Source organism: Pseudomonas sp. S2_F07, from assembly GCF_054668325.1.
Map to the genome: position 1 here is coordinate 2,063,293 of NZ_CP162758.1, position 13,104 is coordinate 2,076,396.

The following is a 13,104-nucleotide window of genomic DNA, read 5'->3' on the forward strand; positions in this document are numbered from 1 at the left end:
CGCGAGCAAGCCTGAGACTCAAGACCACAACGAATCTTGAGTCTCAGGCTTCAAGCCAGTCTGCACCGATCAAAAAACCGCTCCCGCCCCAACACCATCAAGGCCGCGCGCTTGTGCGGGAAGTCGAACTCTTTCTCACAGTGAAAGCGCTGCTCCTGCATGTACCCGATCATCTTCGCGTTATCGGCACGGGGCTCGGCCACCACGCGCCGGGTGCGCGGATCATCGAGAAACAGGTAATGCACCAGCGCCGATAACCAACTCGCCACCTTGTGCGGGCCGCGGTGATTTTCTTCGCCCACCAGCATGTGAATGCCACGGTCGTAATCGCCGGCCTCATAGAAGGGTGCGATGCGATCTTCCTTGGCCCAGTAGACTTCGAAATAAGCGAAGGGCTGGTCGTCGAAACAACCGATCAGCGTCAGCGTGTGCGGGTCGGCTACGAGTTTGCTCAGGTATTGGCGATGCTGGTCGAGGCTGCCCTCCTCCTGCCAGAAACTCGCGACTCGCGGACTGTTCTGCCAGCGGTTGAAGCGTGCCAGGTCTTGCTCGATGTCCAGCGTGCGCAGGGAAACCCGGGCACCCAGCCGCGCATCGAAGCGTTGATACACTTCACCCCGGGGCTTGACCGGCCGCCGTGGGTGGCGCTTGCCGTCGGTGATGAGCATCTGCTGCGGGTAGCTGCCGGTCAGGGAATGCCCCAGCCACGGCGGCGGCAACTGCCAGAACACGGTGCGCTCGCAGTGATACTGGCCGCTGACGGGAGTCGGAATCAGCAGACCGCTGGACACGGCTTCGTCCGGCACCTCTTGCAGTTGCCAGGTCAGACGCTGACAGTCAGGGTCACGAGCGAACAGCCAGTAACAGGCAGTCCACAATGCCTGCCCTTCAGGGCGACTGAAGCGCTCCTCCAGTTGCACGTTCAACTCCCGGCCACGACTGAGCCGCAAGGCGGGCAACGGTTGCCCTTCCAGGCTGAGGCTCAGGCGGCAATCGGTTTCATCAGCGGCAAGACGACTGCCCGTCGGCAGACACAGGGCAGTCAGGTCATTGAGATTGGGCATGGGGCGGGCTCACGATAATCGTCGACAGTTCAACGAAGTGACGTGAGCCAGGGCGGGAAATTTAGCCAAAAACCGTCAATTGGCAACTTGGGGCGCCGGTGTATTGCGCTGGACCGGCACCAGCGCAATCTTGTACGGCTCGAAAATCTTCAACATCTGGCCGTTGTCCCGCAAGCCTTGCAACAACTTGCCGAATGCCTCGCCGCTGATGGGTGCGGTCGGACGCAGAATGGCGTAATGGTGATAGACCTGGTCGACGCGCTGGGACGCCAGCAAACTGCCGGCGACTTTTTCATTGCGCAGGAAGTAGTCGCTCAGGTACGAACGTGTGACCAGGGCAATGTCGGCCCGGTCGCGTAAAACCATCAGCAGATTGCTGTCATGGGAATAAGTCAGCGTGGCGTTGTAGTTTTTCGCGAGGTACAGAGGGTCGGCATTGAAGTTGGCGAACTCGTAGTGATAGCCGCTGAACAGTGCCAGGCGCTTGCCTTTCAGGTCGGCAAAATAGCTTTGCTGTCGATCGGGCAGGCGTTGCGCAACAAAAATCTCAGCGTCCTCCAGCCCCATGTCGACGGCCGTGTGGGGGATCTCTTCCCAACCCCAGGCGGGATTTTCGAAAATGGCCATGTCGACCCGGCCCTGCTTGAAATCACCGAAGCGCCGAGGAATGGAGGTGGGCACCAGGACAAACTGGTAGTCAGTTTGCGATGCATTCAGGGCCTCGACCAGTTGCGGCAGCAACCCGGTATCGGCCCCGGATTCCGGGCGCACGGTATAGGGCGGAAAGTGCGCGGCACCTATGCGCACCAGTTGCGCAGCCTGGGACGGTATCATCGTTGACGCCGTAAGCATCGCCAGCAAAAGCCGCGAGGCTGACCGAATTGGCGAACCCATCAAAACGCCCCACTCCCCAATAAAACGGTACCCATGCATTCAAGCTAGGCGGTTTCGACAAGTTAGCCAGTTTAATGCTGGCCAATACAAGCTTATTGCCGGTCTTCCAGCACCAGAATCAGCGCTTCATCGGCCAACTGATCGAGACTCATGCTGCCGCCGGCACGAAACCAGGTGGTGGTCCAGGACAATGCACCGGTCAGGAAGCGGCGGGTGATAAACACATCGCCACGGATAAACCCCGCGGACTTGGCTTCACCCAGCACTTGCAGCCAGATGTCTTCGTAGATGTCCCGCAGCGCCAGGACCTTGGCCTGGCCCTCTTCGGACAGCGAGCGCCATTCGTAGACCAGCACGGCCATGGCCTCACCGCTGCCGCCCATGATCGACTGCAACTCACAGCGAATCAGCGCAAGCACCTGCTCGCGCACACTGCCGGCCTCGGCGATGGCCGCACGCATCAACGCGGTGTTGTAGAGAATGGTCTCCTCCATCACGGCGCGCAGGATTTCGTCCTTGCTCTTGAAGTGATGGAAAATACTCCCGGACTGAATGCCCACGGCGCCGGCCAGGTCGCGCACGGTCGTGCGTTCATAGCCTTTATTGCGAAACAGGTGGGCCGCCACTTGCAGCAGCTTGCCACGGGCGCTGTCCGGGTCGGTCAGTTGGCCGTCGTCGACCAATTGGCGCATCACCCTCAGGGCTTTTTGCTCGTCCACCCGTTCTCTCCTACAGTCGTTCAATCAATAACGCCGATCCCCCCGAAAACAGTGGGGTTGCGCGGGCAATTTAAGCGCATGGATGCAACCAAGCAAGCGCTTGGGCAGAAGAAAATCAAGTCATTTACAAACCAAGCGCTTGCTTGGTAATGTCGACGCACTTCGGTTGGAGGTGGCTATGGAATGGACTGCGCCTAAAACAATTCGCATCGGTTGCGCCAGCGCCTTCTGGGGCGATACCTCGACCGCTGCCGCGCAACAGGTCGAACACGGGCATCTGGACTATCTGGTCTTCGATTACCTGGCCGAAATCACCCTGTCGATCATGGCCGGCGCGCGAATGAAAGATCCCCAGGCCGGCTATGCGGGCGACTTCATCGAAGTGCTCGCGCCCTTGCTGGGGCAGCTCGCGCAGCAGAACATCCGGGTCATCAGCAATGCCGGCGGGGTCAACCCCCAAGCCTGCGCCGCCGCCCTGCAAGCGGCCTGCGACAAGGCCGGGGTGGCGCTGAAGATCGCCGTGCTGCTGGGTGACGATCTGCAGCCGCAATTCAAACAGCTGGGCAACCTGGGCATTCGTGAAATGTTCAGCGGCGCGCCCCTGCCATCGATGTGCGTCTCGACCAATGCCTACCTCGGCGCACCCGGCATTGTCGAAGCCCTGCGCCTGGGGGCGGACATCGTGATCACCGGGCGCGTGGTCGACAGTGCGGTGGTCAGCGCCGCGCTGGTGCATGAGTTCGGCTGGTCGTGGCATGACTACGACAAGCTCGCCCAGGCGGCACTGGCCGGGCACATCATCGAATGCGGCGCCCAGTGCACGGGCGGCAACTTCACCGACTGGCGCGCCGTGCCCGACTACGAACACATCGGTTTTCCCATCGTCGAAGTCAGCGCCGACAGCCAGTTCATCGTCAGCAAACCCGAAGGCACCGGTGGGCTGGTCACGCCGCTGACGGTGGGCGAACAGATGCTGTATGAAATCGGTGACCCTCGCGCATACCTGCTGCCCGACGTGGTGTGCGATTTCACTCAGGTCAAACTGCTGCAACAGGGCAGGAACGCGGTGCAGGTGCACGGCGCCAAAGGCCTGCCGCCGACCGCTCAATACAAGGTCAGCGCCACGTACCCCGATGGTTTCCGCTGCACCGCCAGTTGCCTGATCGCCGGCATCGATGCCGTCGACAAGGCGCGACGGGTCGGTGATGCGATCATCAACAAGACCTCGGAAATGTTCCGCCAGCGCGGCTGGGCGCCTTACAGCGACGTGAGTATCGAGTTGCTGGGCAGCGAGGCCACCTACGGCCCCCACGGCCAGCGCCATGACAGCCGCGAAGTGGTGATCAAACTCGCGGTGCGTCATCCGGACAAGCAGGCATTGATCGTGTTCTCCGGGGAAATCGCCCAGGCCGCCACCGGCATGGCGCCGGGGCTGACCGGCATTGTCGGTGGCCGGCCGACGGTGTATCCGCTGATCCGGCTGTTCTCGTTCCTGATCGACAAAACCGCCTGCACGCTGGACATTGATTTCATGGGCCAGCGCCACCCGTGTGCCCTGCCCGCCCTCGATGTGCTCGACCCGCTGAACCTGCCAGCCCCGCTCGCGCCGCCGAAACCGCTTGGCCTGGCCGACGCCAGCGTGGCCCTGGTCAAACTGGCGGTTGCACGCTCGGGCGACAAGGGTAACCACAGCAATATCGGCGTCATGGCCCGCGAGCCGGAATTCCTGCCATGGATTGCCGAGGCCTTGACCCCGGAAGTGATCGTCGACTGGATGGGCCACCTCCTCGACCCCATCCACGGGCGGGTCGAACGCTGGTACTTGCCGGCCAGCCACAGCCTGAATTTCCTGCTGGAAAACGCCCTCGGCGGTGGCGGTGTCGCCAGCCTGCGCATCGATCCGCAAGGCAAGGCCTTCGCCCAGCAACTGCTGGAAATCCAGATCCCGGTGCCGCAGCGCATCGCCGACCAGTTCAACTAGAGGATTGCCGCCATGGCCTACGATTCGATTTTCAAAGCCGATTTGTTTGCCGGCCAAAACATCATCGTCACCGGTGGTGGCAGTGGCATCGGCCGCTGCACCGCCCACGAACTGGCGGCCCTCGGCGCCCATGTGCTGCTGGTCGGGCGCAAGGCCGACAAACTGAAAACCGTTGCGGCGGAGATCGCCGACGACGGTGGCAAGGCCGATTGGGCGGTTTGCGATATCCGCGAGGAAGAATCGGTAGAGCACCTGGTCAGCGAATTGATCCGCAAGCATGGCCCCATTCATGGCCTGGTCAACAATGCAGGCGGGCAGTACCCGTCGCCCTTGGCCTCGATCAATCAGAAGGGTTTCGAAACCGTGATGCGCACCAATCTGGTAGGCGGTTTCCTGATGGCCCGGGAAGTGTTCAACCAGTCCATGAGCAAGCACGGCGGCGCCATCGTCAACATGCTCGCCGACATGTGGGGTGGCATGCCAGGTATGGGCCACTCCGGTGCGGCACGTTCGGGCATGGATAACCTGACCAAGACTGCCGCGTACGAATGGGGTCATGCCGGGGTGCGGGTCAACGCCGTGGCGCCGGGGTGGATTGCCTCCAGCGGCATGGACACCTACGAAGGCGCCTTCAAGGCCGTGATCCCGACCTTGCGCGAACATGTGCCGCTCAAGCGCATCGGCACCGAATCGGAAGTCAGCGCGGCGATTGTTTTCCTGCTCAGCCCGGCAGCGGCGTTTGTCAGCGGCAGCACCTTGCGCATCGATGGCGCCGCCAGCCTCGGCGGCCGCGCCTGGCCGATCCACAAGGCGACCAACAGCGAGTCGTACAACGGTTTCCACCGCGCCTACATACCAGACGTGTTGAAGGACAAGGAATAACCCATGCCGGTGATTCAGTCGTTACTCGATCCCCATAGCGAGCCGTTCGCCCAGAACCGTGCGGCGATGCTGAGCGCCATCGAGCAAGTTCGCGTGCTCGAACAGAACCTGCTGAACAAGGCGGCCGAAGCCAGGCCGAAGTTCGAAAAGCGCGGCCAGTTGCTGCCTCGCGAGCGCCTCAATCTGCTGCTGGATCCCGGCGCGCCGTTTCTTGAGCTGGCGAGCCTGGCCGGCTACAAGCTGCATGACGACAAGGACGGCAGCTGCGCCGGTGGCGGCTTGATCGGCGGTATCGGCTATGTGTCCGGCGTACGTGTGTTGGTAGTCGCCAACAACAGCGCGATCAGGGGCGGGACCATCTCCCCCAGCGGCTTGAAGAAATCCCTGCGCCTGCAACAGATCGCCATGGAAAACAAACTGCCGGTGATCACCCTCGCCGAAAGTGGCGGCGCCAATCTCAATTACGCGGCGGAGATTTTCGTCGAAGGCGCGCGCAGCTTTGCCAATCAGGCGCGGATGTCGGCCATGGGCTTGCCGCAAGTCACCGTGGTGCATGGCTCGGCCACGGCGGGCGGCGCCTATCAGCCGGGGCTGTCGGATTACGTGGTGGTGGTACGCGGCAAGGCCAAGCTGTTTCTCGCAGGTCCCCCACTGCTCAAGGCCGCCACCGGCGAAGTCGCCACCGATGAAGAACTGGGCGGTGCCGAGATGCACGCACAAACCGCCGGCACCGCCGAATACCTGGCTGAAAACGACGCCGACGGCGTGCGCCAGGTACGCGAGATCGTCAGCTTGCTGCCGTGGAACGAACAACTGCCCCCACTCCCCGAACGTCGCTGGGAGGAGCCGCTCTACCCCATCGACGAGTTGCTGGGCCTGATCCCGGATGACTCGAAAAAACCCTACGACGTGCGCGAAATCATCGCCCGTCTCGCCGACGCTTCGAACTTTCTTGAATTCAAGGGCGAGTTCGATCAGCAGACTGTGTGCGGTCATCTGAAAATTCAGGGCCGCGCCTGTGGCTTCATCGGCAACAACGGCCCGATCACGCCAAAAGGCGCGAGCAAGGCCGCGCAGTTCATCCAGCTGTGCGACCAGAGCCAGACACCGCTGCTGTTTTTCCACAACACCACCGGGTTCATGGTCGGCACCGAATCGGAGCAGCAAGGCGTGATCAAACACGGTGCGAAGATGATTCAGGCGGTGGCCAACGCCCGGGTGCCAAAGCTGACCATCGTCGTCGGTGGTTCCTACGGCGCGGGCAACTATGCGATGTGCGGACGCGGCCTCGACCCGCGCTTCATCTTCGCCTGGCCCAACAGCCGCACCGCCGTGATGGGCGGCGCGCAAGCGGGCAAGGTGCTGCGCATCGTCACCGAGGCCAAACAGGCCAAGGACGGCCTGGTGCCCGACCCGAAAATGCTCGACATGCTCGAACAGGTGACCGCGCAGAAACTCGACAGCCAGTCCACGGCGCTCTACGGCAGCGCCAACCTGTGGGACGACGGTTTGATCGACCCGCGCGATACCCGGACCTTGCTGGGTTATCTGCTGGATATCTGTCACGAGGCCGAAGTGCGGCCTCTGCAAACCAACAGCTTTGGTGTGGCGCGGTTCTAAGCCGACTAACAGGAGAACAATAAAAATGATCTTCACCCAGGAACACGAAGCACTGCGCCGCACCGTGCGCCAGTTCGTCGAGCACGAGATCAACCCCCACGTCGATGAGTGGGAAAAGGCCGGGCGCTTCCCCATCCACGACATCTTTCGCAAGGCCGGCGACCTCGGCTTGCTGGGCATTTCCAAACCGGAAAAATTCGGCGGCATGGGGCTCGACTACAGCTATTCGATCGTCGCCGCCGAAGAGTTCGGCACTATCCGTTGCGGCGGCATTCCGATGTCCATCGGCGTGCAGACCGACATGTGCACCCCAGCGCTGGCACGGTTCGGTTCCGATGAGCTACGCGAGCAATTCCTGCGCCCGGCCATCAGCGGCGAACAGGTCGGCTGCATCGGCGTCTCCGAAGTCGGCGCCGGTTCCGACGTGGCCGGGCTGAAAACCACCGCGCGCAAGGACGGCGACGACTACGTGATCAACGGTAGCAAGATGTGGATCACCAACTCGCCGAGCGCCGACTTCATCTGCCTGCTGGCCAACACCTCGGACGACAAGCCGCACATCAACAAGTCGCTGATCATGGTGCCGATGAACACACCGGGCATCAGCTTGAGCTCGCACCTGGACAAGCTCGGCATGCGCAGCTCGGAAACCGCCCAGGTATTTTTCGACAACGTGCGCGTGCCGCAGCGCAACCGCATCGGCCATGAAGGCGCGGGGTTCATGATGCAGATGCTGCAATTCCAGGAGGAACGCCTGTTCGGCGCGGCCAACATGATCAAGGGCCTGGAGTACTGCGTCGACAGCACCATCGAATACTGCAAGGAACGCAAGACCTTCGGCAACGCGCTGATCGACAATCAGGTGATCCACTTCCGCCTGGCGGAACTGCAAACCGAAATCGAATGCCTGCGAGCGCTGGTCTATCAGGCTACCGAGCAATACATCAAAGGCCAGGACGTCACGCGCCTGGCCTCCATGGCCAAGCTCAAGGCCGGGCGGCTGGGCCGCGAAGTCAGTGACAGTTGCCTGCAATACTGGGGCGGCATGGGCTTCATGTGGGACAACCCGGTGGCCCGGGCTTACCGCGATGTACGGCTGGTGTCGATCGGCGGCGGCGCCGACGAAATCATGCTGGGGATCATCTGCAAACTCATGGGCATTCTGCCGGGGAAAAAGAAATGAACAACCTGCCGGTTTGCCAGACTTTGCTGCTGGAACTGCACAACGGCGTGTTGCACATCACCCTCAACCGCCCGGAATGCCGCAATGCGATGAGCTTGCAGATGGTCGCCGAGTTACGCTCGGTGCTGGCCGCGGTACGCGATAAACCCGGGGTTCGCGCACTGGTGATCGGCGGCGTCGGCGGGCACTTCTGTGCTGGCGGCGACATCAAGGACATGGCCAATGCCCGCGCTCAAGGCCCAACTGCGCACCGGGACCTGAACCGGGTGTTCGGCGCGCTATTGCAGGAGGTGCAACACGCACCGCAAGTGGTGATTACTGTGCTGCAGGGCGCGGTGCTCGGCGGCGGTCTCGGCCTGGCCTGTGTCAGCGATATCGCCATGGCCGATCATCAGGCGCAATTCGGCCTGCCGGAAACCAGCCTCGGCCTGCTGCCGGCGCAGATCGCGCCATTCGTGGTGCAACGCATCGGCTTGACCCAGGCTCGGCGCCTGGCCCTGACAGCGGCACGTTTTGATGGTACTCAGGCACGGCGCATGGGGCTGGTGCATTTTGTCGAGCATGATCCGCAGGCACTGGCCGAACGGCTCGACGAGGTGTTGGCCCATGTGTTGTGTTGCGCGCCGGGGGCGAATGCGGCGACCAAGAAACTCTTGCTGGCCAGTGCCGGACAGCCGTCGGATGAGTCGCTTGATCAAGCGGCTGAATGGTTCAGCGAAGCGGTGACCGGAGCCGAAGGCATCGAGGGAACGATGGCCTTCTTGCAAAAACGCAAACCGGGGTGGGCCTCTTAAAAGCTTCGCGAGCGTGCTCACGATGAGGCCCGACCAGACACCGCTAAAATTCAGAGAGCCTAACCATGCCCGGACTCAAAAAAATCCTCATCGCCAACCGCGGTGAAATCGCCTGCCGCATCCAGCGCACGGCCCAGGCACTGGGCTATCGCACCGTCGCCGTGTTCAGCGATGCCGACGCCGATGCGCTGCACGTGCGGATGGCCGACGAGGCGGTCAAGCTCGGCCCGGCCCCGGTGCAACAGTCTTACCTGAACATCCCGGCCATCCTCGACGCAACCCGGCGCACAGGCGCGGATGCGATCCATCCGGGCTACGGCTTCCTCTCGGAAAACGCCGGGTTTGCCCTCGCGTGCAGGGATGCCGGCATCACCTTCATCGGCCCCAGCCCCGAGGCCATCGAACTGATGGGCAGCAAGCGCCTGTCGAAGATCGCCATGATCGAAGCCGGTGTGCCCTGCATCAACGGTTATCAAGGCGCCGAACAGGACGACGCCACCCTGAGCCGCGAAGCCGAGCGCATCGGCTATCCCTTGATGATCAAGGCCAGCGCCGGCGGCGGTGGACGCGGCATGCGCCTGGTGCACGACGCCAGCGACTTGCTGGAACAGATTCGCACCGCGCGCTCCGAAGCCTTGAACGGTTTTGGCAGCGCTGAACTGATTCTCGAACAGGCACTCATCGAACCCCGCCACGTCGAGATCCAGTTGTTCGGTGACCGGCATGGCAACTTGATTTACCTCGGCGAGCGCGATTGCTCGGTGCAGCGCCGGCATCAGAAAGTCATTGAGGAGGCGCCCTGCCCGGTGATGACCGCTGAGCTGCGCCAGGCCATGGGCGAAGCGGCGCTCAAGGCCGGGCGAGCGGTGAAGTACGTGGGCGCGGGCACCGTGGAGTTTTTGCTGGATGCGCGTGGGCAGTTCTATTTCCTGGAGATGAACACCCGGCTGCAAGTGGAGCACCCGGTGACCGAACTGATCACCGGGCTGGACCTGGTGGCCTGGCAACTGAACATCGCCGAAGGGCAACCGCTGCCCTTGCGCCAGGAACAGGTGCAACTCACAGGCCACGCCATGGAAGTGCGCCTGTATGCCGAAGACCCGGCCCAAGGCTTCTTGCCGCAAACCGGGCGAGTCGTGGCCTGGGAGCCGGCATTGCAGGACGGTGTGCGGATCGACCACGGACTGATCGAAGGCCAGGTCATCAGTCCCTTCTACGACCCGATGCTCGGCAAGCTCATCGCTCACGGTGCCACCCGCGAAGAAGCCCGGCGCAAATTGCTGCGGGCGGTACAAGACAGCGTGCTGCTGGGGCTGCAAAGCAATCAACGCCTGCTTGCCAGCCTGCTGGAACACCCGCAGTTCGCTGGTGGAGATTTCAGTACCGGTTTCATCGCGCAGCATTTCGCCGACCACGCCTGCCTGCATCCCGAGCCCCCAAACGCGCAGCACTTGGCCATCGCCGCCGCCCTGTTCTATCAGGCGGCGGCACAGGCTCACCCGGCCCCGCTTGGCGGTTGGCGCAACAACACCAGCGTGCCGCTGCACTATCGCATCGGCCTTGAGGATCAGGACTGGCCGGTAGCGTTGCAGGCGATCCCGGGCCAGCCGTTGTGCATTCAGGTCGCCGAGCGCAGCCTCGAACTGAAGATCATCCACAGCGACGGACGCTGGGTCAGCCTGGAAATCGAAGGCGTTCGCCAACGCCACGCTTATCGCCTGGAGGCCGGGCGCCTCTGGCTGTTTACCCGGCCGGGCAGTCTGCAGTTCGTGGATCGCACTCAGGCGCAGGTTACCGGCCAGGCCAGTGTCAGCTCCGGCACCCTCAAGGCACCGATGGACGGGGCGATTGTCGACGTCCTGGTCAACGAAGGCAGCAAAGTGACCAAGGGCCAACTGCTGGTGGTACTGGAGGCGATGAAAATGGAGCACCCATTGAAATCGGGCATCGACGGTGTGCTCAAACGCTTGCAGGTCAAAGTCGGGGATCAGGTGAAAAACCGGCAGATTCTGTTGGAGGTCGAATAAGGCGCTAGGCGGAACCGCCGGGTTTGGCTACGCTCAAACCCTACAGGACGCGGATATCAGGAACCCTGCAATGCCTCATTGGCTGGTCATTGATCTGGAGGCCACCACCGATGAGGGTGGATGGCCCGTAACAGATATGGAAATCATTGAAATCGGCGCCACCCTGGTGGACCGCAAGGGACGTGAACTGGACCACTTCCAGCGCTTCGTCCGGCCTTTGCGACGGCCGTTACTGACGCCGTTCTGCCGCGAGCTGACGCACATCACCCAAGCCAACATCGATGCCGCACAACCGCTGGGCGAAGTCTGGCCGGCGTTTGAGCGCTGGCTTGGCCATCACCACACACGACTGGAAGGCTGGGTCAGCTGGGGCGATTACGATCGCAAACAACTGCTTCAGGAGTGGCAGCGCCTGGGACTCGCCAGCGTGCTGGCCAACGTGCCGCACATGAACCTCAAACAGCGCTTTGCCAAGGCCCGACGCCTGGAACGCCCGCTGGGGCTCAACGGCGCCCTGCAACTGGCCGGCCTGCAGTTCACCGGCCAGCAACACCGGGCGCTGGAGGATGCGCGCAATACCGCGCGCCTGCTGCCGCTGGTTCTTCCGCTTTAGACAGGTGACGACTCCCGGGGCCTTGTGCATACTGGCCGGCCCTTTTTAGCCCTTTTCGAGGAATCGCCCATGTTTAAAGTCAACGAGTACTTCGACGGCACCGTCAAGTCGATCGCCTTTGGCACCGCAGAAGGTCCAGCGACCATCGGCGTCATGGCACCGGGCGAGTACGAATTCGGCACCAGCCAGCGTGAAATCATGCACGTGGTCAGCGGCGCATTGACCGTCAAGTTGCCAGACAGCAGCGACTGGGAAACCTTCGCCGCCGGCAGCCAGTTCAACGTACCGGCCAACAGCAAGTTCCAGCTGAAAGTCGCCGTCGACACCGCTTACCTGTGCGAATACCGCGGCTAAGCCTGCGGGGCCTGCACCAAAAAGTCGCCGCAATAAAAATGCCCGTGTTTTTCGACACGGGCATTTTTTATTCTGCGCAAAGTTACTCGAGGATCTCCACCGGCATGCCGACTTCGAGTCGACCGTTGCCATCGTTGACCAGGTTCTGGCCGAACATTGCCCCGTCCGCCTGGGCACGGTATTTCTGCAAGGTGGCCAAGGGTTCGCGGTCGTCGCTGCGCTCCCCGGTCTGCGGGTCGATGGTGGTCAGGATGCAGCGTGAACAGGACTTGACCACGCGGAACTCGAGTTCGCCGATACGGATACGCTTCCAGCCATCCTCGGCGAACGCCTCACTGCCTTCGATCACCAGGTTCGGCCGGAAACGCAGCATCTCCAACGGACGCCCGACCCGTTGCGACAAATCCGCGAGAGAGGCCTGGCCAATCAGCAACAGCGGATAGCCATCGGCGAACGCCACCTGGTCGTCATCCTTGCCGTAGCCAGCCTCCGTCATCCGCGCCCGATCCAGCGGCACTTGCACCAGGCGTGTCGGTTTGCCGATGAATCGGCTGACCCAGGCCCCTGCTTCATCACCTGCATCGGGGACTCGCAAGGTATCGCGCCAGATCGTCACGCCACGCAACTCTGCATCGTTACCGGGCAAGGCAATGTCGATCGGCGAATGGCCAGGCGCGCTGAGGGTCAAGCCACCTTCGGCATTCCACAGTGCCGACAACTGGCTCATCTGCGCTACCGCACGCTGGGTCAGGAAGCGCCCGCTGGCCTCGTCCACCAGCATCCAGCGGCGATCGCCGTCCAGCCCAAGCTTATCCAGACCGATCGCTTGCAAGGTCTCGCCCTTGGCGGACTTCAACGGATAACGATACAGCGCGCTCAGTCGCAACATGGCCACTCCCTGTCAGGTAAAAACGCCACCCTATACGAGCTTTACGGCCGAATCAAAGGCTGACGAGCAAACACTGCCCCGGTG

The 13,104-nt window shown here is 62.3% G+C and carries 12 protein-coding genes; 8 read left to right on the plus strand and 4 right to left on the minus strand.

Translation table 11 applies throughout. From position 1 onward, the window contains the following. Positions 1–50: 50 nt before the first annotated feature. The 3 genes from AB4O40_RS09070 to AB4O40_RS09080 form a co-directional block, all read right to left on the minus strand. A complete protein-coding gene (locus tag AB4O40_RS09070; protein WP_056727063.1) occupies positions 51–1,064 on the minus strand; it encodes a GNAT family N-acetyltransferase in 1,014 nt (337 codons plus the stop codon). Positions 1,065–1,139: 75 nt separating this feature from the next. Then, positions 1,140–1,958, minus strand: a complete 819-nt coding sequence (locus AB4O40_RS09075; protein WP_223541680.1) for a substrate-binding periplasmic protein — start codon at positions 1,956–1,958, stop codon at positions 1,140–1,142. Positions 1,959–2,050: 92 nt separating this feature from the next. Beyond that, complete coding sequence (locus AB4O40_RS09080) at positions 2,051–2,677, minus strand: TetR/AcrR family transcriptional regulator (RefSeq protein ID WP_223541681.1); 627 nt, start codon at positions 2,675–2,677, stop codon at positions 2,051–2,053. A 178-nt stretch (positions 2,678–2,855) separates the two neighbouring features. Here AB4O40_RS09080 and AB4O40_RS09085 point away from each other — a divergent pair, with 178 nt between their 5' ends. The 8 genes from AB4O40_RS09085 (at position 2,856) to ppnP (ending at position 12,131) form a co-directional block, all read left to right on the plus strand. Beyond that, positions 2,856–4,658 (plus strand): acyclic terpene utilization AtuA family protein, encoded by a 1,803-nt coding sequence (locus AB4O40_RS09085; RefSeq protein ID WP_460054881.1) that lies wholly within the window; start codon positions 2,856–2,858, stop codon positions 4,656–4,658. A 12-nt stretch (positions 4,659–4,670) separates the two neighbouring features. Continuing rightward, complete coding sequence (locus AB4O40_RS09090; RefSeq protein WP_056727067.1) at positions 4,671–5,540, plus strand: SDR family oxidoreductase; 870 nt, start codon at positions 4,671–4,673, stop codon at positions 5,538–5,540. A gap of 3 nt (positions 5,541–5,543) precedes the next feature. Continuing rightward, a complete protein-coding gene (atuC, locus tag AB4O40_RS09095; protein WP_223541683.1) occupies positions 5,544–7,160 on the plus strand; it encodes a geranyl-CoA carboxylase subunit beta in 1,617 nt (538 codons plus the stop codon). Between the two features lie 25 nt (positions 7,161–7,185). Next, a complete protein-coding gene (gene atuD, locus AB4O40_RS09100; protein WP_223541684.1) occupies positions 7,186–8,343 on the plus strand; it encodes a citronellyl-CoA dehydrogenase in 1,158 nt (385 codons plus the stop codon). After that, the gene (locus AB4O40_RS09105) at positions 8,340–9,137 is read left to right on the plus strand and encodes an enoyl-CoA hydratase/isomerase family protein (protein ID WP_223541685.1); all 798 of its coding nucleotides are present in this window, start codon (positions 8,340–8,342) and stop codon (positions 9,135–9,137) included. The genes atuD and AB4O40_RS09105 overlap by 4 nt, the downstream gene beginning before the upstream one ends. Before the next feature lie 65 nt (positions 9,138–9,202). Further along, positions 9,203–11,164, plus strand: coding sequence for an acetyl/propionyl/methylcrotonyl-CoA carboxylase subunit alpha (locus AB4O40_RS09110; RefSeq protein ID WP_223541686.1), 1,962 nt, complete (start codon positions 9,203–9,205; stop codon positions 11,162–11,164). 70 nt (positions 11,165–11,234) lie between these two features. Further along, entirely contained in the window at positions 11,235–11,777 is a 543-nt protein-coding gene (locus AB4O40_RS09115) for a 3'-5' exonuclease (RefSeq protein ID WP_056727072.1), read from the plus strand. A gap of 69 nt (positions 11,778–11,846) precedes the next feature. Beyond that, positions 11,847–12,131: a pyrimidine/purine nucleoside phosphorylase gene (gene ppnP, locus AB4O40_RS09120; RefSeq protein ID WP_007940055.1), complete on the plus strand. Its 285-nt coding sequence runs from the start codon at positions 11,847–11,849 to the stop codon at positions 12,129–12,131. Between the two features lie 82 nt (positions 12,132–12,213). On the opposite strand, the gene AB4O40_RS09125 is transcribed toward ppnP, so the two are convergent. Next, positions 12,214–13,020 carry an MOSC domain-containing protein gene (locus AB4O40_RS09125; protein WP_223541687.1) on the minus strand — a complete coding sequence of 269 codons (807 nt, stop codon included), beginning with the start codon at positions 13,018–13,020 and terminating at the stop codon, positions 12,214–12,216. Positions 13,021–13,104 lie beyond the last annotated feature (84 nt).